This is a genomic window from Streptomyces sp. NPDC093111, from assembly GCF_040683955.1.
Lineage (GTDB): Bacteria > Actinomycetota > Actinomycetes > Streptomycetales > Streptomycetaceae > Streptomyces.
The window spans coordinates 77845-99643 of sequence record NZ_JBFBNW010000016.1 but is presented as its reverse complement, the minus strand read 5'-3'; the positions used below and the strand labels follow the sequence as shown (position 1 = coordinate 99643).

General features: G+C 72.9%; 25 protein-coding genes and 1 pseudogene. 11 read left to right on the top strand and 15 right to left on the bottom strand.

What is annotated here, in order from left to right; all coding sequences use genetic code 11:
- Both AB0Q96_RS27495 and AB0Q96_RS27490 read left to right on the top strand, forming a co-directional pair.
- A pseudogene (locus tag AB0Q96_RS27495) lies at positions 1 to 248 on the top strand (hypothetical protein); the annotation flags it as partial.
- A 79-nt stretch (positions 249 to 327) separates the two neighbouring features.
- A complete protein-coding gene (locus tag AB0Q96_RS27490) occupies positions 328 to 1272 on the top strand; it encodes an alpha/beta hydrolase (protein ID WP_365329997.1) in 945 nt (314 codons plus the stop codon).
- On the opposite strand, the gene AB0Q96_RS27485 is transcribed toward AB0Q96_RS27490, so the two are convergent.
- Positions 1190 to 2116, bottom strand: a complete 927-nt coding sequence (locus AB0Q96_RS27485) for an NYN domain-containing protein (RefSeq protein ID WP_365329995.1) — start codon at positions 2114 to 2116, stop codon at positions 1190 to 1192. The genes AB0Q96_RS27490 and AB0Q96_RS27485 overlap by 83 nt on opposite strands.
- 108 nt (positions 2117 to 2224) lie before the next feature.
- Here AB0Q96_RS27485 and AB0Q96_RS27480 point away from each other — a divergent pair, with 108 nt between their 5' ends.
- A complete protein-coding gene (locus tag AB0Q96_RS27480) occupies positions 2225 to 2377 on the top strand; it encodes a hypothetical protein (RefSeq protein WP_086823662.1) in 153 nt (50 codons plus the stop codon).
- Positions 2378 to 2479: 102 nt separating this feature from the next.
- On the opposite strand, the gene AB0Q96_RS27475 is transcribed toward AB0Q96_RS27480, so the two are convergent.
- The 4 genes from AB0Q96_RS27475 to AB0Q96_RS27460 form a co-directional block, all read right to left on the bottom strand.
- Positions 2480 to 3085: a MarC family protein gene (locus tag AB0Q96_RS27475; RefSeq protein WP_365329993.1), complete on the bottom strand. Its 606-nt coding sequence runs from the start codon at positions 3083 to 3085 to the stop codon at positions 2480 to 2482.
- A 194-nt stretch (positions 3086 to 3279) separates the two neighbouring features.
- Positions 3280 to 4140 (bottom strand): PHP domain-containing protein, encoded by an 861-nt coding sequence (locus tag AB0Q96_RS27470; RefSeq protein WP_365329991.1) that lies wholly within the window; start codon positions 4138 to 4140, stop codon positions 3280 to 3282.
- A gap of 99 nt (positions 4141 to 4239) precedes the next feature.
- Positions 4240 to 4878 (bottom strand): DUF6758 family protein, encoded by a 639-nt coding sequence (locus AB0Q96_RS27465; RefSeq protein ID WP_351668850.1) that lies wholly within the window; start codon positions 4876 to 4878, stop codon positions 4240 to 4242.
- A 241-nt stretch (positions 4879 to 5119) separates the two neighbouring features.
- Complete coding sequence (locus AB0Q96_RS27460) at positions 5120 to 5710, bottom strand: suppressor of fused domain protein (protein ID WP_365329989.1); 591 nt, start codon at positions 5708 to 5710, stop codon at positions 5120 to 5122.
- Between the two features lie 415 nt (positions 5711 to 6125).
- On the opposite strand from AB0Q96_RS27460, the gene AB0Q96_RS27455 reads away from it, so the two are divergent.
- Together AB0Q96_RS27455 and AB0Q96_RS27450 are read left to right on the top strand one after the other, a co-directional pair.
- The gene (locus AB0Q96_RS27455) at positions 6126 to 7259 is read left to right on the top strand and encodes a magnesium and cobalt transport protein CorA (RefSeq protein ID WP_365329987.1); all 1134 of its coding nucleotides are present in this window, start codon (positions 6126 to 6128) and stop codon (positions 7257 to 7259) included.
- Between the two features lie 36 nt (positions 7260 to 7295).
- The gene (locus AB0Q96_RS27450) at positions 7296 to 7808 is read left to right on the top strand and encodes a hypothetical protein (protein WP_365329985.1); all 513 of its coding nucleotides are present in this window, start codon (positions 7296 to 7298) and stop codon (positions 7806 to 7808) included.
- A 28-nt stretch (positions 7809 to 7836) separates the two neighbouring features.
- Here the strand turns inward: AB0Q96_RS27450 and AB0Q96_RS27445 are convergent, their stop codons facing one another.
- On the bottom strand, positions 7837 to 8595 hold the full coding sequence (locus AB0Q96_RS27445) for a hypothetical protein (RefSeq protein ID WP_365329983.1): 759 nt from the start codon (positions 8593 to 8595) through the stop codon (positions 7837 to 7839).
- Between the two features lie 210 nt (positions 8596 to 8805).
- Between AB0Q96_RS27445 and AB0Q96_RS27440 the strand changes: the two genes are divergently transcribed.
- From AB0Q96_RS27440 to AB0Q96_RS27430, 3 genes are read left to right on the top strand one after another with little or no spacing between them, the layout of a single operon-like run.
- Positions 8806 to 10086: a CBS domain-containing protein gene (locus tag AB0Q96_RS27440; protein WP_365329981.1), complete on the top strand. Its 1281-nt coding sequence runs from the start codon at positions 8806 to 8808 to the stop codon at positions 10084 to 10086.
- Complete coding sequence (locus tag AB0Q96_RS27435; RefSeq protein ID WP_365329979.1) at positions 10079 to 10663, top strand: DUF1003 domain-containing protein; 585 nt, start codon at positions 10079 to 10081, stop codon at positions 10661 to 10663. The genes AB0Q96_RS27440 and AB0Q96_RS27435 overlap by 8 nt, the downstream gene beginning before the upstream one ends.
- 44 nt (positions 10664 to 10707) lie before the next feature.
- Positions 10708 to 11841 carry an Mrp/NBP35 family ATP-binding protein gene (locus tag AB0Q96_RS27430; RefSeq protein WP_365329977.1) on the top strand — a complete coding sequence of 378 codons (1134 nt, stop codon included), beginning with the start codon at positions 10708 to 10710 and terminating at the stop codon, positions 11839 to 11841.
- 264 nt (positions 11842 to 12105) lie between these two features.
- On the opposite strand, the gene AB0Q96_RS27425 is transcribed toward AB0Q96_RS27430, so the two are convergent.
- From AB0Q96_RS27425 to sigE, 5 genes are all read right to left on the bottom strand, one after another.
- A complete protein-coding gene (locus AB0Q96_RS27425; RefSeq protein WP_365329975.1) occupies positions 12106 to 12708 on the bottom strand; it encodes a hypothetical protein in 603 nt (200 codons plus the stop codon).
- 98 nt (positions 12709 to 12806) lie between these two features.
- On the bottom strand, positions 12807 to 13271 hold the full coding sequence (locus AB0Q96_RS27420; protein ID WP_365329973.1) for a sec-independent translocase: 465 nt from the start codon (positions 13269 to 13271) through the stop codon (positions 12807 to 12809).
- 91 nt (positions 13272 to 13362) lie between these two features.
- Positions 13363 to 15270: a trypsin-like peptidase domain-containing protein gene (locus AB0Q96_RS27415; RefSeq protein WP_365329971.1), complete on the bottom strand. Its 1908-nt coding sequence runs from the start codon at positions 15268 to 15270 to the stop codon at positions 13363 to 13365.
- An 82-nt stretch (positions 15271 to 15352) separates the two neighbouring features.
- A complete protein-coding gene (locus AB0Q96_RS27410) occupies positions 15353 to 16072 on the bottom strand; it encodes a zf-HC2 domain-containing protein (protein ID WP_365329969.1) in 720 nt (239 codons plus the stop codon).
- Entirely contained in the window at positions 16069 to 16827 is a 759-nt protein-coding gene (sigE, locus tag AB0Q96_RS27405) for an RNA polymerase sigma factor SigE (RefSeq protein WP_365329967.1), read from the bottom strand. The genes AB0Q96_RS27410 and sigE overlap by 4 nt, the downstream gene beginning before the upstream one ends.
- A gap of 142 nt (positions 16828 to 16969) precedes the next feature.
- Here sigE and AB0Q96_RS27400 point away from each other — a divergent pair, with 142 nt between their 5' ends.
- Positions 16970 to 17650: a class I SAM-dependent methyltransferase gene (locus AB0Q96_RS27400; protein WP_365330221.1), complete on the top strand. Its 681-nt coding sequence runs from the start codon at positions 16970 to 16972 to the stop codon at positions 17648 to 17650.
- A 106-nt stretch (positions 17651 to 17756) separates the two neighbouring features.
- Here the strand turns inward: AB0Q96_RS27400 and AB0Q96_RS27395 are convergent, their stop codons facing one another.
- A complete protein-coding gene (locus tag AB0Q96_RS27395; protein ID WP_205628308.1) occupies positions 17757 to 17924 on the bottom strand; it encodes a DUF3117 domain-containing protein in 168 nt (55 codons plus the stop codon).
- 308 nt (positions 17925 to 18232) lie between these two features.
- Between AB0Q96_RS27395 and AB0Q96_RS27390 the strand changes: the two genes are divergently transcribed.
- A complete protein-coding gene (locus tag AB0Q96_RS27390) occupies positions 18233 to 19036 on the top strand; it encodes an enoyl-CoA hydratase-related protein (RefSeq protein WP_365329965.1) in 804 nt (267 codons plus the stop codon).
- Between the two features lie 21 nt (positions 19037 to 19057).
- Here AB0Q96_RS27390 and AB0Q96_RS27385 read toward each other — a convergent pair whose 3' ends face one another.
- Positions 19058 to 19648: a DNA-3-methyladenine glycosylase I gene (locus tag AB0Q96_RS27385; RefSeq protein ID WP_365329963.1), complete on the bottom strand. Its 591-nt coding sequence runs from the start codon at positions 19646 to 19648 to the stop codon at positions 19058 to 19060.
- On the bottom strand, positions 19645 to 19992 hold the full coding sequence (locus AB0Q96_RS27380; RefSeq protein WP_365329961.1) for a DivIVA domain-containing protein: 348 nt from the start codon (positions 19990 to 19992) through the stop codon (positions 19645 to 19647). The genes AB0Q96_RS27385 and AB0Q96_RS27380 overlap by 4 nt, the downstream gene beginning before the upstream one ends.
- A gap of 114 nt (positions 19993 to 20106) precedes the next feature.
- On the opposite strand from AB0Q96_RS27380, the gene folP reads away from it, so the two are divergent.
- Positions 20107 to 20967: a dihydropteroate synthase gene (folP, locus tag AB0Q96_RS27375; protein ID WP_365329959.1), complete on the top strand. Its 861-nt coding sequence runs from the start codon at positions 20107 to 20109 to the stop codon at positions 20965 to 20967.
- Between the two features lie 69 nt (positions 20968 to 21036).
- On the opposite strand, the gene AB0Q96_RS27370 is transcribed toward folP, so the two are convergent.
- Positions 21037 to 21786 carry a TIGR00730 family Rossman fold protein gene (locus AB0Q96_RS27370; RefSeq protein ID WP_365329957.1) on the bottom strand — a complete coding sequence of 250 codons (750 nt, stop codon included), beginning with the start codon at positions 21784 to 21786 and terminating at the stop codon, positions 21037 to 21039.
- Positions 21787 to 21799: the final 13 nt, after the last annotated feature.

The window sequence follows — 21799 nt, the reverse complement described above, 5'->3', positions numbered from 1 at the left end:
CCGAGCCGGTGGCCGTCGTCGAGACCCCGGCCGTCGAGACCCCCGCGGTCGAGGCCCCGAAGGCCCCGCGCAAGCGGGCCGCCAAGAAGGCCGTCGCCGCCGTGGCGCCGGACGCCTCGGAGCCGAAGGCGCCCACCCGTCGGCGTACGACGAAGAAGGCGGCCGAGGCTCCGGCCGAGACCGCCGAGGCCCCGAAGGCGCCGCGCAAGCGCGCCGCCAAGAAGGCCGTCGCCGAGCCGGAGGCGTAAGCGCGCAGCCGTCACCGCGGCCCGGTCCCTCGTCGAGGGGCCGGGCCGCGGTGCGTTCGGCTCCGGTTACAGTCCCTGTATGAGCAAGCCCCGGTCCCTGGCGCTGCCGCCCCGCACCCGTGCCTACCGCCTGCTGACCGCGCGCGGCTCCTTCGCCGTCCTCGACACGGCCCCCGAGGGCGCGCCGCGCGGCACCGCGCTGCTGCTGCCGGGCTACACCGGCAGCAAGGAGGACTTCCTGGCCCTGCTCGGCCCGCTGAGCGAGGCCGGTTACCGCGCGGTGGCCGTCGACGGGCGCGGGCAGCACGAGACGCCGGGTCCGCGCGGCCGGGCCGCGTACCGGCGGAAGGCGCTGGCGCTGGACGCGGTGGCGCAGGCGGCGGCGCTGGGCGACGGGCCGGTGCATCTGCTCGGCCACTCGTTCGGCGGCCTGGTGGCCCGCGCGGCCGCGCAGCTCGCCCCGGACGCGTTCCGCTCGCTGACCCTGCTGTCCTCGGGTCCTGGCCGGGTCGCCCGCTCCCAGCGGGTGCGGGTCCGGGCGCTGCGCACGGCGCTCGCGCTGCTGTCGAAGGAGCGGGTGTGGCGGGCGACGCGCTGGCTGGACAGCCGGGGCGAGGAGCCGGGCGCCTCGGATCCGCCGGAGATCGTGGGCTTCCTGCGCCGGCGCTGGATGCGTACCCGGATCGCCCAGCTGGCGGGCGCCGGGCGGCTGCTGCTCGGCGATCCGGACGGTACGGCGGCGCTCGCGGCCCTGCCGTTGCCGCTGCACCTCGCGTACGGCGACGAGGAGACGGTCTGGCCGGTGCCGGAGCTGGCCGCCGCGGCGGCCCGCACGGGCGCGCACCACACGGTGGTGGCGGGCGCGGGCCACTCCCCCAACGTGTCGCACCCGCGGGAGCTCGCGGACCGGCTCACGGCGTTCTGGGACCGGGCCGCGCAGCTCAGTACTGGGTCTGCAGGTGCTGCCAGAAGCCGTCGCGCAGCGCGCGGCGCAGCGCCGCGTGGCCCCGCAGCGAACGGCTGAGCAACCGTTCCGCCTCGACCAGGAGCTCCTGGTCGACGGAGCCCGGCAGGTAGGGGCGCCCGGGGAGCAGTTCGGCGAGCTGGTCGCGGCCGCGTTCGGCGAGCCAGGTGGCGGCGATCTGGGCCCCGATGAAGCGCACCTCGTCGCGCGAGGGCGGCGGCTCGCCCTCGTTCTCGTACAGGGTGACGGGTTTGCGGGTGACGTAGGGGCGGCAGAAGTCGAGCTCGAAGGTGCGCTGGCTGTCGACCTCCCAGAGCAGGGCCTCGGCCTGGTTGCGGCCCTCGGCGGCCTCGATGCCCCACAGGTGGACGCGGGCGCCGTAGCCCTGGGCCGCCTCGACGGCGGAGACCAGGTCCTCGTCGCCGCCGACGAGGGCGGCGTCGCTGATGGCGCGGTGGCGGGCGAGGGACTCCAGGTCGGAGCGGATGAGGGAGTCGACGCCCTTCTGCTGGTTGTTGGCGTTGAGGTTGCCGAGGCGGACCTTGACGTCGGGGAGCTCGGCGATGGACTGCTGCTCGGGGGTGTGGATGCGGCGCCGGGCACCGTCGTACCAGTAGACGCGCAGCAGCCTGCTGTCCGCGAAGATCGTGCGGGCGGTGTCGATGAACGCCTCGATCAGGCCCTCGGCGTCGAGGTCGAAGGAGCGCCGGTCCTCGGTGCCCGCGACCAGCAATCCGGCCGACGCATAGACGTAACCCGCGTCGACGAAGATGGCATGGGTCGAGGGGGTCTTCGCCACCTCGACCAGCATCCGCCGCAGGAGTTCGTTGGTGCGCTCCAGACGGGCTTCGAGCGCGTCCGTCCGGTCCGTCCCGGCCTTCCCCACCGGCACGTAGTTAGTCATCCGAAAAATTTCCTTAGCGTAGGGAATGTTTGCAGGATGCACGTCGTTGTACAGGTACGTAAGACAGTTCTCCTCCAGGAGGAACACCTCAGACGAAGGGAGAAGCCCATGCGCTTCGAAATCCTGCGACTCGACGACATCGACGGTACGCCCGTCGACCGGACCGTCGTGGACGCCGCCTCCGTCAACCGGATCGTGCAGCAGGCCGCCGCAATCGGTCAGCGCATCTGGATCCGCCCGGCCGAGACCTCGGCCTCGTAACCCGTAGAGCGCACCGCGCCCCCGCATGGACTCCGCAGAGCGGAATCCGTACGGGGGCGCAGTGGTGTCCGGGGGCCGTCGGGCGCCCCGCCGGTCCGGGCGTCAGGCGCCCTGGACGACCTGGGTGACGCCGTTGATGATCTGCTGCACGGCGATGGCCGACAGCATCATGCCGGCGAGCCGGGTCACCAGGACCACGCCGCCGTCCTTGATGACCCGGATGATCAGCAGCGAGTAGCGCATGGTCAGCCAGAGCACGACGTGCATCGCGGCGATGGCGGTCCAGACGGAGACCTGGGAGGCCACGCTGTCGGCGTGCTGCACCGCGAGGATCACCGACACGATGGCGCCGGGCCCGGCGAGCAGCGGCATGCCCAGCGGTACGAGGGCGACGTTGACGTCCTTGGTCTGCTTGGGCTCGTCGGTCTTGCCGGTGAGCAGGTCGAGCGCGATCAGCAGCAGGAGCAGTCCGCCCGCGATCATCAGCGCGGGGACGGAGACGTGCAGGTAGGCCAGGATCTGCTGGCCGAGGATGCCGAAGACGGTGATGACGCCGAAGGCGACGGCCACGGCCTGCCAGGCCATGCGGCGCTGGACCTTGGCGGGGCGGCCGGAGGTGAGGGCGAGGAAGATCGGGGTGATCCCGGGGGGATCCATGATCACGAAAAGGGTGAGGAAGAGCGAGCCGAAGACGGCGACGTCGAACACGGTGATGGGCCTTGCGGGAAAGGGGCGTACAGAACATCCGGAACCGGCGGTTCCGGAGAGAGGGCAGGAGGATGCCCCGCGGGGGCCGGGGCCCCGAGGAGGGAGGACCGGACCCTGGGCGGGCCGGGCCGAGGACGGCCGGACCCGGAAGGGTCGGAAGGAGCCGGGCCCGGGGAGTCCGGGGCCGGGAGGTACTAGGCGGGTCCGCCCGCGCCCGGGACCGGGAACGCGCCGGTGGCCCGGCGAGTGATCTCGCCGTAGATCTCGGGGTCCGTCGTGGAGTCCCCGAGGCCGCAGGTCTTGCGGCTGCCGTGGTAGTCGCTGGAACCGGTGGCCAGCAGACCGAGCTCGCCCGCCAGACCGCGCAGCCGGGCCCGGGTGGGCAGGTCGTGGTCCATGTGGTCGACCTCGATGCCGTCGAGACCGGCCTCGGCGAGCCGGGCGATCGCGGACTCGGGCACGCACTCGCCGCGCTTGACCGCGAGCGGGTGGGCGAAGACCGTGACGCCGCCGGCCGCCTTGACCAGGCGGATCGCGTCGACCGGGTCCAGCTCGTGCTTCTCGACGTGGGCCCGGCCGCCGTCGGCCAGCCAGTCGAGCGTGAAGGCGCAGGAGACGTCCGGCACGACCCCGAGCTCGACCAGCGCCTCGGCGACGTGCGGGCGGCCCACGGAGCCGTCGCCGGCGATCCGGGCGACCTGCTCCCAGGTGACCGGGACGCCGAGCTCGCGCAGCTTGCCGACCATCGCCCGGGCGCGCGGCACCCGGTCGTCGCGCACCAGCTCGCGCTCGGCGGCGAAGGCGGGCTCCTCGGGGTCGAAGAGATAGGCCAGCATGTGCAGGCTCACGCCGTCGAGCCGGCAGGACAGCTCGGCTCCGGTGACCAGGGTCAGCCCCTCGGGCAGCGCGGCGATGGCCTCCGCGTAGCCGCGGGTGGTGTCGTGGTCGGTCAGCGCGACCACGTCGAGCCCCGCGGCGGCAGCGTTGCGCACCAGCTCGGCCGGGGTGTCCGTACCGTCCGAAGCCGTGGAGTGGGTGTGCAGATCGATGCGCACGACGCGTGACTCCAGGGGCTCGGGGCGGACTGAGGCAACCGCCCAAGGATAACGGGCGAATCGAACCCTTCCGTACGGAGTCGGAAAAGCGCCCGCCCCTTACGTGAGCAGCCTCGGCGTCAGCGCCCCGCAGGGCAGCAGCTCGACCTCCGAGCCGGCGTCCCGCAGGTCGGTCAGGACCAGCTCGTCGTACATCAGCAGCCCCGACTGCTCGGGCCACACGATGGCCCACAGCCACAGTCCGCGCGCCTCGCCCGCGAAGACCGCGCGGTCCTGCGGGGCGCCGGTGACGTGCCAGAGCGGGGTCGGCCGGCCGGCGGCGAGCACCTTGACCTGAGGCGGCTTGTCGATCGCCATCCCGGGTCCCGGATCGGGTCCGTCGATGCCCGCGTACCGCGCGCCGAGTCCGACCCCCAGCTCCTCGGCGACGAGGAGCAGCTCCCCGATGCCGCCGAGCGGACCGGGGCCGGAGCAGGCGACGGCGGTCGCGCGTCCGCCGCTGCGGTCGTCACCGGCGTACGCGACGCCGGTGAAGAGCCATCCGACGGGCAGGGGCCACGGCATCCAGACCGGCACGTGGGCCCGGTGCACCACGACACCGAGAGCCTCGACGCTGGGCGGGATCACGGGCTGCAGCGGGTGCACCGAGCCGTGCACGTCGCACTGCCAGGAGTCGGCAAAGAGACCGGGCGCCCTGACCCGGCCACCGCACTTCGGGCAACTGGGTTCGCCCCTCATAGGGCTCAACGGTCCTACCACCGGAGCCCCGCGTCAAGGACGATCACCGATGATCACCCGTCCGGCCCGGGACGCTCACCCTCGGTCGGACCCGAGCGCGGACCGAGCAGATCCGGCCACCGCACGTCACGGCGCCGCACCGCGCGCGGAGTCCGCGCCCGGGCGGTCCCGCCGTACCCGGGCGGTCCCGTTCCCGGGCGGTCCCGTACCGCGCCCCGGCCCGGTTCCCCCGCGCCCCGGCTCAGTCCAGCGTCACCGACCTGCGCAGCGGATCGCGCAGGTCCGTGCCGTTCGCCAGCCAGCGCTCCTCCAGGGCCTGCGCCCCGTGCACCCGCTTCCACGCCGCCTCGTTGGAGGTCATCGGCAGCAGCGGCAGGAAGCGCACCGGGTCCAGGGGCTCGTCGAGCTCCAGGTCCTCGACGAGCCCGCCCGACTCGGCGACCAGCACCGAGCCGAACGGGGCGCCCGGCCACAGCGGCTCCCCCACGTCGAGCGAGGCGCCGGGGGCCACGACCACGCCCTCGACCTGCGGGGTGGCGGCCAGCACCGCGAGCGGGCGCAGCACCTTGTCGGTGTCGGCGAGCCCGTTGCGCACCGTGAGGACCAGCTCGGCGCGCGGGCCCTTCACCGGGTCGGCGAGCACGGCCGTCGGGTCGGCCATCGGCTGGGCGGACATGCCGAGGGTGGCGTAGCGCACCAGGCCCGCGTCGGCGTCGACGAAGCGCAGGACCTCGATGCGGTCGGTGCCGAGAAAGGTGACCGCGGCCCGCGCGTCCGGGTCGCCGAGAGCCGTGCGGAGCCGGGCCTCGACCAGCGCAAGAATTTCTCCCATGCGGCGAGCATAAAGCGCGTATGGAACGGGCAAAGTAAGGGATTGACCCTCTGTCGGCTGATAGTCTTGGCCACTGGTCGGGATTCCCGACTGCTCGTCACACGTCATCCCTCACGAGGGACCGGCCGGAGGAGGTGGGACTGCGGTGGATCGAAGTCGATCGGGCAGTACCAAGCGCTCTTCCGCCCCGCACCCCAGCCCGGTGCGTTCCTCCCTCCGGTGACGCGGGCCCCGTCAGGGCCCCTCCTCTCCGGCATCTCGCACGACGGAAGAGCACGTCTCTCTTTGCCTGTCTGTAGCGAACGCCGTCATCGCGATCCTTCGGTGCCGCCCGCTTTGTGGACGACGTAGCATCACGTCCCCATTCCGGGCTGCGCCACGCTCGCCGACGGCCTCTCCGTGAAGGAGCATGCCCATGTCGATGATCCGTGACCTGCGCGCCGCCGTCCGCCCCTCCCTTCGGCACCCGCTGCGCAAGACCGACACCGCCTCCCCGTACGCCAACTACGACGCCACCCGCGACCCCACGGCCGCCACCGCCGTCGTGGACTGCGCCGTCTACCGCGACGGGCGCCGGGTCGACGACCGGGACTGCCTCACGCCGCGCGGCGCGATGCGCCAGGTACGGGACGCCGGCGGCTTCGCCTGGATCGGCCTGCACGAGCCGACCGAGGCCGAATTCGCCGGTATCGCCGCCGAGTTCGGGCTGCACCCGCTCGCCGTCGAGGACGCCGTCCACGCCCACCAGCGACCCAAGCTGGAGCGGTACGACGACACCCTCTTCACCGTCTTCAAGACGATCCACTACGTCGAGCACGCCGAGCTCACCGCGACCAGCGAGGTCGTCGAGACCGGCGAGGTCATGTGCTTCACCGGCCCCGACTTCGTCATCACCGTCCGGCACGGCGGCCAGGGCTCGCTGCGCAACCTCCGGCACCGCCTCCAGGGCGAGCCGGAGCTGCTCGCCAAGGGCCCCTCGGCCGTGCTGCACGCCATCGCGGACCACGTCGTCGACGGCTACATCGCGGTCGCCGACGCCGTCGAACTCGACATCGACCAGATCGAGATCGACGTCTTCTCGCCGCCCGCCAAGGGCTCCACCCGCGGCACCGACACCGGCCGGATCTACCAGCTCAAGCGTGAGGTCCTGGAGTTCAAGCGGGCCGTCAGCCCGCTGCTGCGCCCGATGCAGCTGCTGAGCGAGCGCCCGATGCGCCTGGTCGACCCCGACATCCAGAAGTACTTCCGGGACGTCGCCGACCACCTCGCGCGCGTCCAGGAGCAGGTCGTCGGCTTCGACGAGCTGCTGAACTCGATCCTCCAGGCCAACCTGGCGCAGGCGACCGTCGCGCAGAACGAGGACATGCGCAAGATCACCTCGTGGGCGGCGATCGTCGCCGTACCCACGGCGGTCTGCGGCGTGTACGGCATGAACTTCAAGCACATGCCGGAGCTGGAATGGCGGTACGGCTACCCCATGGTGCTGGCCGGCATCGCCGCCATCTGTTTCACCATCCACCGCACCCTCAAGCGCAACGGCTGGCTGTAGCGCGGGCGGCGCGCACCGCTCGATAGGCTGCGGGGCATGACAGACGCGCTGCTCGGGTCCGCCCTCGTCGAGGAGGCCACCAAGAAGTCCGGCCTCATCTGGGTACGGGGCGAGGCCCCCGCCGCCCGGGCGCTCTGGCACGTCTGGGCCGACGGCGCCGCGCTGCTCGTCGGCGACGGCCCCGGCGAGCAGCCGCTGCCCGGCCTGGTCGACGGCGGCACCGCCGAGGTCACCGTCCGCAGCAAGGACAAGGGCGGCCGGATCGTCTCCTGGACCGCCGCGGTGAGCGAACTCGCCCCGCGCGGCGAGGCATGGGAGGCGGCGGTCGCCGAACTGAAGGGCAAGCGGCTCAACGCGCACGACGGCGAGGCGATGCCGGAGCGCTGGGCGCGCGAGTGCCGGGTGGTGCGCCTGGAACCCCGCTCCTCGACCACCGACCTGCCGGACGGCTCGATGGCCGCCGTACCGCTGCCGTCGCCGGTCCTCACCCGCCGGCCGATCCCGGCGGGCCTGCCGAAGCTGCTCCTCAAGAAGCGCCGGAAGAGCTGACCGCCCGGGCGCGGGAGGGGCGGAGCCCTCAGGCGCGCGGCAGCTGCCTGCCGTAGTCCAGGGTCTGGCTCTTCGAGGGGGCGGCGAGCGGGAAGTCCTTGTTCCACTCGGACAGCATCACCACGCCCGCGCCGCCGCCGCGCGCGAAGCGCAGCGGGAACGGGGTGCCCTCCAGGGCCACGTCGAGCGAGCCGCCCTCGGCGTCCTCGCCGCCCTTGACGTTGACCGTGCGGATGCCGCCGATCTTCTCGCGGTCGCCCTTCACGACGTCCCCGTGCAGCCCGATGAGTCCGTCGAGCAGCAGGTCCATGTCGGTGAAGCCGCGCAGCTGCTTGTACGAGGGGTCGTCCTGCGGCACCTTCACGTACATGTCGTCCAGCTTGTCGGCCGCCTCGGAACCGGCGTCCGACGGCGCCTCGGTGGAGGCGTCCTCGTGCGCCCAGAAGCCCGCGTCGGCCTTCATGTAGAGCGCCTCGCCGACCCGCAGCAGCTCGAAGGTGCTGTTCTTCGTGATCACCGAGCCGCTCGCGCCGTCCTGCTTGAGCCGCATGTTCAGCTTGTACGTGCCGCCCTTGCTGACCAGCGTGCCCGCGAGGCGCACCGCCGTCGCGCCGTCCGCGGCCGACTGCGCCTTCTGCTCGATGGCGGTCGGCGAGAGTCTGCCGACGCCGTTGGTCCCCTCGTCCGGGTCGGCGGCGCAGGCGGTCAGGGAGGCCGCCAGGCCCGCGCAGAGTGCCAGGGGCAGGGTGGCCCTGCGGATACGCGAGGACGGAAGGCGAACGGTCACCAGGGCTGCCTCTCGGGTCGGTGGGGGGACGGGCCTGTGGGAGCCGGATGCCGGCGGGGACGGCAGACCGCAGCGTACCCGGGCCGGGTGACGTATCCGCAGGCAGCCGGACGGGCGCTCTGCCGGAGCGGCGTACGGCGGCACGGGCTAGCCTGAACCAGGCACAGCTGGGAACGACCCGAATCGTGCGGCACCGAGGAGGCGCGTGGCATGGCGGCAGGCGCCCCCCGGATCTTCGTCTCGCACCTCGCCGGCGTCCCCGTCTTCGACCCGGTGGGCGACCAGGTCGGCCGGGTCAGCGACCTGGTGGCCATGCTGCGGGTCGGCCGCCGCCCGCCGCGACTGCTCGGCATGGTCGTGGAGGTGCTCTCCCGCCGCAGGGTGTTCGTGCCCATGACCCGGATCACCGGCGTCGAGTCCGGCCAGGTCATCACCACCGGCGTCGTCAACATGCGCCGCTTCGAACAGCGCCCGACCGAGCGGCTCGTGCTCGGCGAGCTCCTCGACCGGCGGGTCCGGCTGGTCGGGCCGCAGGGCGAGGAGGGCGAGGAGGTCACCGTCCTCGACGTGGCCATCCAGCAGCTGCCGGCCCGCCGCGACTGGGAGATCGACAAGGTCTTCGTGCGACGCGGCAAGGGCGGGGCGCTGCGCCGCAAGGGCGAGACGCTGACCGTGGAGTGGTCCGCCGTCACCGGCTTCTCCCTGGAGGAGCACGGCCAGGGCGCCGAGAACCTGGTGGCCACCTTCGAGAAGCTGCGCCCGGCCGACCTCGCCAACGTGCTGCACCACCTCAGCCCCAAGCGCCGGGCCGAGGTCGCCGCGGCCCTCGACGACGACCGGCTCGCCGACGTCCTGGAGGAGCTGCCGGAGGACGACCAGATCGAGATCCTGGGCAAGCTGAAGGAGGAGCGGGCCGCGGACGTCCTGGAGGCGATGGACCCGGACGACGCGGCCGACCTGCTGTCCGAGCTGCCCGAGGAGGACAAGGAACGGCTGCTGACGCTCATGCAGCCGGACGACGCGGCGGACGTGCGGCGCCTCATGTCGTACGAGGAGCGGACCGCGGGCGGTCTGATGACCACCGAGCCGATCGTGCTGCGTCCGGACGCGACGGTCGCCGACGCGCTGGCCCGGGTGCGCCAGCAGGACCTGTCGCCCGCGCTGGCCGCGCAGGTGTACGTGTGCCGGCCGCCGGACGAGACGCCGACGGGCAAGTACCTGGGCACGGTGCACTTCCAGCGGCTGCTGCGGGACCCGCCGTTCACGCTGGTCAGCTCGCTCGTCGACAGCGACCTGCCGCCGCTCGGCCCGGCCACCCCGCTGCCGGCCGTCACCAGCTACTTCGCCGCGTACAACCTGGTGGCGGCGCCGGTGGTGGACGAGAGCGGTTCGCTGCTCGGGGCGGTGACCGTCGACGACGTGCTCGACCACCTGCTGCCGGACGACTGGCGGGAGACCGAGTTCCACGAGGACGGGGTGCACCGTGGCTGAGCGCACACAGGAGCGGGACCGCGAGCGGGAGCGGCAGCTGCCCCGGATCCGGCTGGACCAGCCGCGCGTGCGGCGGCCCCGGTTCCTGCCCGAGTACGACCCGGAGGCCTTCGGGCGGCTCTCGGAGCGGATCGCGCGCTTCCTGGGGACCGGGCGGTTCATCGTCTGGATGACGGTGATCATCATCGCCTGGGTGGTGTGGAACGTCTCGGTCCCGGAAGCGCTGCGCTTCGACACGTACCCGTTCATCTTCCTGACCCTGATGCTGTCGCTCCAGGCCTCGTACGCGGCGCCGCTGATCCTGCTCGCGCAGAACCGGCAGGACGACCGGGACCGGGTCAACCTCGAACAGGACCGCAAGCAGAACGAGCGCTCGATCGCGGACACCGAGTACCTGACCCGGGAGATCGCCGCGCTGCGGATGGGCCTGGGCGAGGTGGCCACCCGCGACTGGATGCGGTCGGAGCTCCAGGACCTGCTGAAGGAGCTGGAGGAGCGCCATCCCCGCGGCGATGGGGAGCGCCGGGATCTATTCCCGGGGGACGGCTCGCGCGGGAGTGACGTACCCGACCGTTGACAGGGCTTTCATGGGCCGGTGGTCGTCGCCGTACCATCTGTTCTATGGCTACGGAAGACGCGGTGCTTGAGGCACTGGCGACGGTGAACGACCCCGAGATCAACAAACCGATCACCGAGCTGGGCATGGTGAAGTCGGTGGAGATCGGATCCGACGGCAGGGTCGCCGTCACGGTCTATCTCACGGTCTCCGGCTGCCCGATGCGTGACACCATCACCCAGCGCGTGACGGACGCCGTCTCCCGCGTCGAGGGGGTCACGGGCGTCGACGTCACGCTGGACGTGATGAGCGACGAGCAGCGCAAGGAGCTCGCCTCCGCGCTGCGCGGCACCACCGCCGAGCGCGAGGTCCCGTTCGCCAAGCCCGGCTCGCTGACCCGCGTGTACGCGGTGGCCTCCGGCAAGGGCGGCGTCGGCAAGTCCTCGGTGACGGTCAACCTGGCGGCGGCGATGGCGGCCGACGGGCTGAAGGTCGGTGTCGTGGACGCCGACATCTACGGCCACAGCGTGCCGCGCATGCTGGGCGCGGACGGGCGGCCGACCCAGGTCGAGAACATGATCATGCCGCCGTCGGCGAACGGCGTGAAGGTCATCTCCATCGGCATGTTCACCCCGGGCAACGCGCCGGTGGTGTGGCGGGGCCCGATGCTCCACCGCGCGCTCCAGCAGTTCCTCGCCGACGTGTACTGGGGCGACCTGGACGTCCTGCTGCTCGACCTGCCGCCGGGCACCGGCGACATCGCGATCTCCGTGGCCCAGCTGGTGCCGAACGCGGAGATCCTGGTCGTCACCACCCCGCAGCAGGCGGCGGCGGAGGTGGCCGAGCGGGCCGGTTCGATCGCCGTGCAGACCCACCAGAAGATCGTCGGCGTCGTCGAGAACATGGCGGGCCTGCCGTGTCCGCACTGCGACGAGATGGTCGACGTGTTCGGCACGGGCGGTGGCCAGCGGGTCGCCGACGGGCTGACGCAGACCACCGGCGCGACCGTCCCGGTGCTCGGCTCGATCCCGATCGACGTGCGGCTGCGCGAGGGCGGCGACGAGGGCCGGCCGGTCGTCCTGTCCGACCCGGACTCCCCGGCCGGCGCGGCCCTGCGCGCCATCGCCGGCAAGCTGGGCGGCCGTCAGCGCGGCCTGTCGGGCATGAGCCTGGGCATCACGCCGCGCAACAAGTTCTGAGACGGGGAAAGGGCGCCCTTCGGGGCGCCCTTTCGCGTGTCCGAACGCGGCGGCCGGGGCGGCGGGTGCCGCCAGGCGTTTCCGGGGCTGCCCCCGGCGTGTCCGGGGCTGCCGTCGGCGTGTCCGCGGCTGCCGTCAGGCGTAGCCGGGGCTGCCGTCGGCGTGTCCGCGGGTGCCGTCAGGCGTAGCCGGGGCTGCCGTCGGCGTGTCCGCGGGTGCCGTCAGGCGTAGCCGGGGCTGCCGCCGACGCGTCCGCGGGTGCCGTCAGGCGTAGCCGCCCAGGTCCCTGACCGTCGCGAAGCCCAGGCCGTAGGCGCTCATCCCGCGCCCGTACGCCCCGATGTGCACGCCGGTCGCCGAACCGGCCAGCACCCAGCCGAACTCGGACTCGCGGTAGTGGAACGGCACCGGGACCCCGTCCACGGGCAGCGACAGCGTCGACCACTCCGGGCCGTCGAGGTCGTCGGCCAGCTCGAAGGCGGTCTCCGTCTGTTGGTCCAGCCAGTCGTTGCGCCGCGTGTGGTCGAGGTTGGCGGGCCAGGTGTGGGCGAGCAGCCCCGAGCCGGCCAGCCAGGCGGCGGAGGAGACCGTGGTGGCCTCCAGGACGCCCGTGCCGTCGCCGGTGCGGCGCACGGGGTTCGCGGCGACGGTCACGACGACGGTGAAGCGCTCCTTCTCGGCGCCGGCGGCCTCGGACTTTATCGACGGTTCGTCACCGTGGCCCATCGATCCGTACTGGACGGTGCCGTCCGCGGCCGTGCCGACCTGCATCAGCCGGCGCGGGCCGGTGAACGCCTCGTCGAGCCCGTACCAGGCGAAGGGCGCGCGCAGAAACCCCTCGGTCTCCACCCGACTCGTCGTCTTCATCTCGGCCGCCTCCTCGTCACTCCCCCGGGCTTCGTCCCGGGGTGCCCCCGAGAGGGAGGATAGCCACCGAGCCGCACCGGTTCGGTGACAGGCCGTCGTCAGGTGGCGTCGGAGTCGTACGGCGGACGCTCGACGGTGTCCGGCTTGTCCTGCTTCTTCAGGAGGTCCGGCTTGCCGGATCCGTTCACCGCGGCCGGTGCCGTGGGCGCGACGGCCGGTGCCGCGGGCTCGCTCTCGCGGCCGTGGACGGCGTCGGCGACCTCGTTCATCTCCTTCTTCAGGTCGAAGCTGGAGCGGAGCTCGTTGAGCTCCTTGAGGTCCTGGTTCTCCGCGAGCTGCTTGCGGATGAAGTTCTTCGGGTTGAGGTCCTCGAACTCGAAGTCCTTGAACTCCGGGCCGAGCTCGCTGCGGATGTCCGCCTTGGCGCTGTCCGAGAACTCCCGGATCTTGCGGACGAAGCGGGAGACGTCCTGGATCATCTTCGGCAGCTTCTCGGGGCCGAAGATGAGCACGGCGAGCACCACGAGCGTCACCAGCTCGAGTGCGCCTATGTCGCTGAACACCCTGTAGCTCCTTCACGCCGGTCCCGGGCCCGGTCCACGGTACCCGCCGAAGCTGCCCGGCGGGTACCTCGTGGTGTCCTCCACATGGCGTCTAGGCGCCCGAGGAGGAGCCGAGCGTCAAGGTCTTTGTCTGCTCTTTGCCGTCGCGGGTCAGCGTCAGCTTCAGGCGGTCGCCGGGACGGTGGGCGCGGATCTTCACGATCAGCTCCTCGCCGCTGTGCACCCGCTGCCCGTCGACCTTGGTGATGAAGTCGCCCGGCCGGATCCCGGCGCGGGCCGCGGGGCCGTCGGGAGTGACGGACGAGGTGCCGTCCTTGCCCTTCGCGCCGACCTTGGCGCCGTCGCCGGTGTACTGCATGTCGAGGCTCACGCCGATGACCGGGTGGGTGGCCTTGCCGGTGTTGATGAGCTCCTCGGCTACCCGCTTGCCCTGGTTGACCGGGATGGCGAAGCCGAGGCCGATGGAGCCGGACTGGCCGCCGCTCTCGGAGCTGTTGCTCGCGGCGCGGATCGCGCTGTTGATACCGATGACCCGGCCACGGGAGTCGAGCAGCGGGCCGCCGGAGTTGCCGGGGTTTATCGGGGCGTCGGTCTGGAGGGCGTCGACGTAGCTGATGTCGGTGCCGTCGCCCTTCTCGCCGCCGGCGGTGATCGGGCGCTCCTTGGCGCTGATGATGCCGGAGGTGACCGTGTTGGACAGGTCGAAGGGGGCGCCGATCGCGACGACCGGGTCGCCGACGCGGACGGTGTCGGAGTTGCCCAGGGGCAGCGGCTTGAGGCCCGAGACGCCGGAGACCCGGATCACGGCGAGGTCGTAGCCGGTGTCGCGGCCGATCAGCTTGGCGCGGGCCGACTCGCCGTTGCTGAAGGTGACCGAGATCTCGCCGGCGGCCGCCGCCGCGTCCACGACGTGGTTGTTGGTGAGGATGTTGCCTCGGGTGTCGAGCACGAAGCCGGTGCCGGTGCCGGAGGAACCGCTGCCGCTGACATGGATGGTGACGACGCCGGGCAGGGCCCCGGCGGCGATCCCGGCGACGCTGTCGGGCGCGCGGCCCTGGGCCTCGGGGCCGGCCTGGGGCAGTTCGACGCTGGTGATCCCGCCGTTGCGCTCGACGTACGCGCCGACGCCGCCGCCGATGACTCCGGTGACCAGCGCGAAGGCCAGGGCGCCGACGAGCGCGAGGCCGCGCCGCGACTTCCGGGGCTTCACGGTCACCGGCGGGACGACCGGCCCCGCGGCGAGCGGCGCGGAGGCCGCCCACGGGTCGTACGCCGGCGCCACGACCATGGGCCGCTGCACCGGCGGCGCGGGCGCCCACGGCCCCGGCTCGCCGTAGGGCGGGGTGCGGTAGGGGTCGGGGGCGTGCAGGGGCTGCGGTTCCGGCCGCGGCTGCGCCGGTACGGGCAGGGGCACGGGCGGCTGGTCCCCGGTGGGGGCCGCCGGGGCCGCCGGGAACGGCTCGGAGGAGACGGGTGCGGGCGCGGGCGGCAGCGGCTCGGCCGGGAGCTGCCCGGTGGCGGCCGGCTCGGCCTGGCGCGGGTCGGCGGACTCCGGGGCGGGCGGGGCGGGCGTCGGTATCGCGTCCGCCGGTGCCGGGGTCTGCGCCTGCGCGAGAGCTGCGGGCTCGGGCTCGGGAAGGGCGGTCCCGGGCGCCCCGGACTCGGCCGGGGCCGGGGCCGGGTCCGTGACAGGCGCCGGTGCCGGGGCGCGGCCGGGCTCCGTCCCCGGGGCCGGCTCGGGAGCGGGTGCCGGTGCCGGTGCCGTGGTCGGTACTGGCTCCGGAGCGGGTGCCTCGGCCTGGCCCGGGGCAGGGGCCGGAGCCGGGGCCTGGGCCGGAGCCTGGGCCTGGGCCTCGGCCGGCACCGGGGCCGCCAAGGTGAAGTCCGTGTCCGCGTCCTGGGCCCCCGCCGCGTCCGGGGACGGGGCGGGGGGCTGGTCAGGTGGCGGGATGGGTGTGGTCGACGGACGGCTCCACCAGGTCGGCTTCCCGTTCTTCATGCTCTCCCCGCAACAGATGACCTGTCCGCGCCCACCGGTTCGTCGGGCGCGCCCCTGCCCCTGGATTCAACCAGGTCACGGGTCAGCGGTGGGAGGGGCTGGGGGCGGGGGTCGCTGTCGGGGCGGTTCCGGGCGCGTAGGAGAGCCTCAGCGCGGGAGCCGCCGGGCGTATGAACGGGGACAGTTCCAGGCGGGCCGGCACCACGGTGGGGGCCGCCGCCTCGGGGGGCTGCTCGCGGCGGGAGCCCGAGGCGAAGGTCGCCGGGGCCCGCAGCGGGGTCACGTTGTTGCCGGTGCCCTGGCCGCGCGCGCCTTCGAGGGGCAGCGTGCCGCCCAGCGCGATCGCGGCGAAGGAGACCGCGCTGGCCGCCGCGAAGGCGAACCGGCGGCCCCGCCCCGAGGAGCGGTCGCCGACCTCGTGGATGCGGAAGCCGGAGTGCGGGGTGACCGGCGCGGCCGTGGCGAAGCCGTCGGACCGCAGCCCTCCACCGCGCAGGAGGTCGTCGAAAGACCCCCCCTGGTCATTCGGTCCCCCCGGCAGCCCCTGGAGCCGCGCCAACAGCCCCTCCGAGGGCGGAGGGGGCGCACTGGTGGCGAAGACGCTCTTCAGGCTGCGCTGGGCGTCGGCCTCGGCCTTGCACTTGGGGCAGGTGGCGAGGTGGGCGAGGACCCGTTCCCGGGCGTCGTGGCCGAGCTCGCCGTCGACGAGCGCGGCGAGCCGGTCTCCGAGGTGCTGATCCGCGAGGTTCTGCCCGGCGGGGTGCCGCTCTGCCGGGGTCGCTGACGGACGGGTGCCGCTCACGCCGATCCGCCCTCCCAGCCGACTGCGGCGAGCGCCCGCTCCGCGCGCGCCTCGGGCGAGCGGTGCTTGAGCGCCTTGCGCAGGTGGGAGCGGCCGCGGTGGATGCGGCTGCGGACGGTGCCCAGCTTCACGCCGAGGGTCGCGGCGATCTCCTCGTAGGAGAGGCCCTCGATGTCGCAGAGGACGACCGCGGCACGGAACTCGGGCGCGAGGGTGTCCAGGGCCTGCTGCACGTCGGCGTCGAAGTGGGTGTCGTTGAACGCCTGCTGCGGGGACGGCTCACGGCTGGGCAGCCGCTCGGCGGCGTCGTCGGCGAGCGCGTCGAAACGGATGCGCTGCTTGCGACGGACCATGTCCAGGAACAGGTTGGTGGTGATGCGGTGCAGCCAGCCCTCGAAGGTGCCGGGCGTGTAGGACGACAGCGAGCGGAAGACCCGGACGAAGACCTCCTGGGTCAGGTCCTCGGCGTCGTGCTGGTTGCCCGTCAGACGGTACGCGAGTCGGTAGACCCGGCCGCTGTGCGTGCTGACGATCTCCTCCCAGCTGGGCGGAGTCCACGCCTGCGATTCCGCATCCGATGCGAAGGTCGCGGTGGTGGGTGCGGAGTCGGCGGTGCGGGAACGGTCAGCGGTCTCGGTCACGGATTTCGGCTCACCCGCCGATCCGAGAAGGCGCCGAAGCCTCCCTCTCCGATCCACAGGCGCAGCCGCACCTCCCCTGTCGGCTCTGGTGGTGTCCAGTGGAGCCCCTACCATAGCCACCTCGCCCGTTAGCTCCGGATAAGAATCTTTACGCGAATTTGGGGCCGGCTCGTGCCGCCGTCCCGTCGCGCTTCCTGTCTCTAGGAACGCGCGGTCCCATCTGCGGGTTCCCGCGCGCAGCGGATACAGTCGACGCCTGCGTCAACTACGGGGACAGGCACGGGGACAGGAGAGGGCCATTACCGCCAACCGGCAGACGAGCATGGCGTTCGCCGACGCCTTTGTCGCCGAGGACGAAGCGCTGCGCTGGGCCCGTGACCGGGCCCGGGAGGCAGGGCTGCCCTCGGTGTCGCCGGGAACGGGCGCCGCCCTGCGCCTGCTGGCCGCCACGGCGGATGCCAAGGCGGTGGCGGAGATCGGTACCGGCACGGGCGTGTCGGGGATCTATCTGCTGCTCGGTATGCGCCCGGACGGGGTGCTGACCACCGTGGACACGGACCCGGAGCGGCAGGCGCACGCGAAGGCGGCGTTCCGCGCGGCGGGCTTCGCGGGCAACCGGGCGCGGTTCATCCCGGGCCGTGCGCTGGAGGTGCTGCCCCGGCTCGCGGACGGCGGGTACGACCTCGTGTTCTGCGACGGCGACCGCACGGAGTCCCTGGACTATCTCGCTGAATCGTTGCGCCTGCTGCGACCGGGCGGTCTGGTCTGCTTCGAGGGCGTCTTCGCGGACGGCCGCACGGTGGACTCGGCGGCCCAGCCGGCCGAGGTGCTGCGGATACGCGAGCTGCTGCGCACGGTGCGGGAGAGCCCGCGACTGCTGCCGACCCTGCTGCCGGTCGGCGACGGCCTGCTGTGCGCGGTCCGCCGGGGCCTCTAGCCCCCCGCCGGGCCGCTCCCACGGGCGGCCGGAGCCCGGTACACCTCTGCCCCGGCACGGTGGGTACCGTACCGGGGCAGAGGTGGAAATCCGTGGCAGGGGCGCGTCAGCCGACGACGTCCTTCAGTGCGTCGCCGAGCGCCTTCGCCTCGTCCGGGGTCAGCTCGACGACGAGTCGGCCGCCGCCTTCGAGCGGAACGCGCATGACGATGCCCCGCCCCTCCTTGGTCACCTCGAGCGGGCCGTCACCCGTCCGCGGCTTCATGGCCGCCATGCTCGTTCCCCTTCCTGAAACCAGCTCATCCAAAGCATCGAACACGATTGCTTCCCGGTCATTATCCCGCATCAGGGGACCCGATGACCAACATCAGGTGGCATCGCTTCCGCAACGCGCTTTCACAAAACCGCATATTTCGCCGATCCACCTGCGATACTGCGCCGCTGCCGCTCTGTGATCGGGCCCTGATTCTTTGACGCAGGTCACATGCTGCGGGCCGGTGATCTCCGCCATGCTGGGGACTCCGCCCGGCCGAAGTGCCGGGAGGACGTCGATCCATGCAATGAGGCGAAGGGACCCCCACGATGGCCGACACGGTGCTGTACGAGGTGAGCGACGGGCTCGCCACCATCACCATCAACCGCCCCGAGGCCATGAACGCCATGAACGTGGCGGCGAAGGTCGCCCTGCGCGAGGCGGTCGAGACGGCCGCCGCCGACCCGGAGGTGCGGGCGGTCCTGCTGACCGCCGCCGGCGACCGCGCGTTCTGTGTGGGCCAGGACCTGAAGGAGCACGTCGGGCTGCTGCTCCAGGACCAGGAGTCCGGCACCCGGGCCACCATGAACACGGTCCGCGACCACTACAACCCGATCGTGCGGGCGCTCACCGGCATGGCGAAGCCGGTCGTCGCGGCGGTCAACGGCGTCGCCGCCGGAGCCGGTTTCGGCTTCGCGCTGGCGGCCGACTACCGGGTGGTGGCGGACACGGCCGCCTTCAACACCTCGTTCGCCGGGGTCGCCCTCACCGCCGACTCGGGCATGTCCTGGACCCTGCCCCGGCTGATCGGCCACAGCCGGGCCGCCGACCTGCTGCTCTTCCCGCGTTCGATCGGCGCCCAGGAGGCGTACGAGCTGGGCATCGTGAACCGGCTCGTCCCGGCCGCGTCGCTCGCCGAGGAGGCCGCGAAGGTGGCGCGCAAGCTGGCCGGGGGCCCGACCGTCGCCTACGCGGCGCTGAAGGAGTCCCTCGCGTACGGGGCGGACCACTCGCTCGCCGAGGCGCTGGAGAAGGAGGACGAGCTCCAGACGAAGGCCGGCGCGTCCGAGGACCACACGATCGCCGTGCGGGCCTTCATCGCCAAGGAGAAGCCGACGTACCTGGGCCGCTGAGCGGCCCGCGGGGGCGCCGGCTCAGCGGCCGGCGCCGCGCGCCACGCAGCCGGCGACGTGGTCGTCGACCAGCCCGCACGCCTGCATCAGCGCGTACGCCGTCGTCGGGCCGATGAACCGCAGTCCGCGCTTCTTCAGCGCCTTGGACAGGGCCGTCGACTCGTCCGTCACGGCCGGCACCTCGCCCGTGCCGGCCGGGACCGGGCGGTCCGCCGCCTCCGGCGCGTACGACCAGATCAGCTCGTCCAGCTCGCCGGGGGCCCAGTCGACGAGCACCTGCGCGTTGGCGATGGTGGCGTCGATCTTGGCGCGGTTGCGGATGATCCCCTCGTCGCCCAGGAGCCGTTCCCGGTCGGCGTCGGTGAACCTGGCCACCTCGGCGATCCGGAAGCCGGAGAAGGCCGTCCTGAAGCCCTCACGACGGCGCAGGATCGTGATCCACGAGAGCCCGGACTGGAACGCCTCCAGGCACAGGCGCTCGAAGAGGGCGTCGTCGCCGTGGACCGGGCGGCCCCACTCCTCGTCGTGGTACGCCACGTAGTCCTCGGCCGACAGGCCCCACGGGCAGCGCAGCAGTCCGTCGGGCCCCGCGATCGCCCGGCCCTCGCTCACGCGCCGTCCTCCCCGTCCCGGGGAGCGTCGCCCGTGGCGGTGCCCCGGGGGCCGGGGCCCGACAGGGCCGTCTCCAGCTCCGCGATCCGGGCGTCGCGCTCGGCGAGCTCGGCACCGAGCCGGCCGAGGACGTCGTCCACGTCCGCCATCCGGTAGCCCCGGACGGCGACGGGCAGCCGCAGCGCCTCGACGTCGCCCTGGCCGACCGGGCGGGTCGCGGGGAGCGGATCGATCAGTTGCTCGGGCGCCACCTCGGGCAGCACCTCACTGTCACCGCCGCCGACCACCGCCAGGGTGACCGCCGCGACGACCACGACCATCGTGATCAGCAGAAACCAGAACACCAGCGCGCGCCTCTCCCCGTCCGTGGAAAACGTCCGGTGCCGATCGTGCCATGCGGCACCGACAGTTAGGGTCGCAGACGATGCGGCGACCGGTCGCAAGGGAGGACATAACGGATGCTGCGCTTGGGACCTCGTGAATTCGGGCCGCACGAGCCGGTGATCATGGCCATCGTGAACCGGACCCCGGACTCCTTCTACGACCAGGGGGCGACGTTCACGGACGAGCCGGCCCTCGCCCGGGTGGAGCGGGCCGTGGCCGAGGGGGCCGCGATCATCGACATCGGCGGCGTCAAGGCGGGCCCCGGCGAGGAGGTCACGGCCGAGGAGGAGGCGCGGCGCACGGTCGGCTTCGTGGCCGAGGTGCGGCGGCGCCACCCGTCCGTGGTGATCAGCGTGGACACCTGGCGGGCGGATGTCGGCGAGGCGGTGTGCGAGGCGGGCGCGGACGTCCTGAACGACGCGTGGGGCGGGGTGGACCCGCGGCTCGCGGAGGTCGCCGCGAAGTACGGAGCGGGGCTGGTGTGCACCCACGCGGGCGGCGCCGAACCGCGGACCCGGCCGCACCGTACGGAGTACGAGGACGTGATGGCCGACATCCTGCGGGTCACGGTCGGGCTCGCCGAGCGGGCGGTCGCGCTGGGGGTGCGCCGCGACGGGATCATGATCGACCCGGGTCACGACTTCGGGAAGAACACGCGGCACAGCCTGGAAGCGACGCGGCGGCTCGGCGAGATGGCGTCGACCGGGTGGCCGGTGCTGGTCTCGCTGTCCAACAAGGACTTCGTCGGGGAGACCCTGGACCGGCCGGTCAAGGAGCGGGTGCTCGGGACGCTGGCGACGACGGCGGTCTCGGCGTGGCTGGGGGCTCAGGTGTACCGGGTGCACGAGGTCGCCGAGACGCGGCAGGTGCTCGACATGGTGGCGTCCATCGCCGGACACCGGGCGCCCGCGGTCGCCCGGCGCGGGCTGGCCTAGCCGGGCGGGTGCGGGAAGGGGCGGCGCCCTCGGCGGGCTTCTCCCCCGCCCCTTCCCGATACCGGGGTCCTAGCGCCCGACCTCCTTCGTCACCAGCGCGACCGCCTCGTCCACGTCGTCCGTGAGGTGGAAGAGGAGGAGGTCGTGCTCGGATGCCTTGCCGCCGGCCACGACGGAGTCGCGGAGCCAGTCGACGAGGCCCTTCCAGTACGCGGTGCCGAAGAGGACGATCGGGAAGCGGGTGACCTTGCGGGTCTGGACCAGGGTCAGGGCCTCGAAGAGCTCGTCGAGGGTGCCGAGGCCGCCGGGCAGGACGACGAAGCCCTGCGCGTACTTCACGAACATCGTCTTGCGGACGAAGAAGTAGCGGAAGTTCACGCCGATGTCGACGTGCTGGTTGAGGCCCTGCTCGAAGGGGAGCTCGATGCCGAGGCCCACGGAGACGCCCTTGGCCTCCCGGGCGCCCTTGTTGGCCGCCTCCATGGCGCCCGGGCCGCCGCCGGTGATGACCGCGAAGCCCGCCTCGACGAGCGCGTGGCCGATGCGCACACCGGCCTCGTACTCGGGCGAGTCGGGCTTGGTGCGGGCCGAGCCGAAGACGCTGATCGCGCTCGGCAGTTCGGCCAGGGCGCCGAAGCCCTCGACGAACTCGGACTGGATGCGCATGACCCGCCAGGGGTCGGTGTGCACCCACTCCGAGTCGCCCTCGGTGTCGAGCAGACGCTGGTCCGTGGTGCCGGGCTGGACCTGGTCACGGCGCCTGAGCACCGGTCCCAGCCTCTGCTCCTCCGGCTTCTTCGGCTCCTCGGGTACACCCATGGCCTGCTCCTTT

Bases quoted from the DNA above. Each gene is read 5' to 3' on its own strand.
- folP (WP_365329959.1), top strand. From the start codon at position 20,107: ATGCTGCGCTTGGGACCTCGTGAATTCGGGCCGCACGAGCCGGTGATC.
- AB0Q96_RS27455 (WP_365329987.1), top strand. From the start codon at position 6,126: ATGTCGATGATCCGTGACCTGCGCGCCGCCGTCCGCCCCTCCCTTCGG.
- AB0Q96_RS27450 (WP_365329985.1), top strand. From the start codon at position 7,296: ATGACAGACGCGCTGCTCGGGTCCGCCCTCGTCGAGGAGGCCACCAAG.
- AB0Q96_RS27490 (WP_365329997.1), top strand. From the start codon at position 328: ATGAGCAAGCCCCGGTCCCTGGCGCTGCCGCCCCGCACCCGTGCCTAC.
- AB0Q96_RS27390 (WP_365329965.1), top strand. From the start codon at position 18,233: ATGGCCGACACGGTGCTGTACGAGGTGAGCGACGGGCTCGCCACCATC.
- AB0Q96_RS27415 (WP_365329971.1), bottom strand. From the start codon at position 15,270: ATGAAGAACGGGAAGCCGACCTGGTGGAGCCGTCCGTCGACCACACCC.
- AB0Q96_RS27425 (WP_365329975.1), bottom strand. From the start codon at position 12,708: ATGAAGACGACGAGTCGGGTGGAGACCGAGGGGTTTCTGCGCGCGCCC.
- AB0Q96_RS27395 (WP_205628308.1), bottom strand. From the start codon at position 17,924: ATGGCGGCCATGAAGCCGCGGACGGGTGACGGCCCGCTCGAGGTGACC.
- sigE (WP_365329967.1), bottom strand. From the start codon at position 16,827: ATGGTAGGGGCTCCACTGGACACCACCAGAGCCGACAGGGGAGGTGCG.
- AB0Q96_RS27480 (WP_086823662.1), top strand. From the start codon at position 2,225: ATGCGCTTCGAAATCCTGCGACTCGACGACATCGACGGTACGCCCGTC.
- AB0Q96_RS27485 (WP_365329995.1), bottom strand. From the start codon at position 2,116: ATGACTAACTACGTGCCGGTGGGGAAGGCCGGGACGGACCGGACGGAC.
- AB0Q96_RS27460 (WP_365329989.1), bottom strand. From the start codon at position 5,710: ATGGGAGAAATTCTTGCGCTGGTCGAGGCCCGGCTCCGCACGGCTCTC.
- AB0Q96_RS27465 (WP_351668850.1), bottom strand. From the start codon at position 4,878: ATGAGGGGCGAACCCAGTTGCCCGAAGTGCGGTGGCCGGGTCAGGGCG.
- AB0Q96_RS27440 (WP_365329981.1), top strand. From the start codon at position 8,806: ATGGCGGCAGGCGCCCCCCGGATCTTCGTCTCGCACCTCGCCGGCGTC.
- AB0Q96_RS27370 (WP_365329957.1), bottom strand. From the start codon at position 21,786: ATGGGTGTACCCGAGGAGCCGAAGAAGCCGGAGGAGCAGAGGCTGGGA.
- AB0Q96_RS27430 (WP_365329977.1), top strand. From the start codon at position 10,708: ATGGCTACGGAAGACGCGGTGCTTGAGGCACTGGCGACGGTGAACGAC.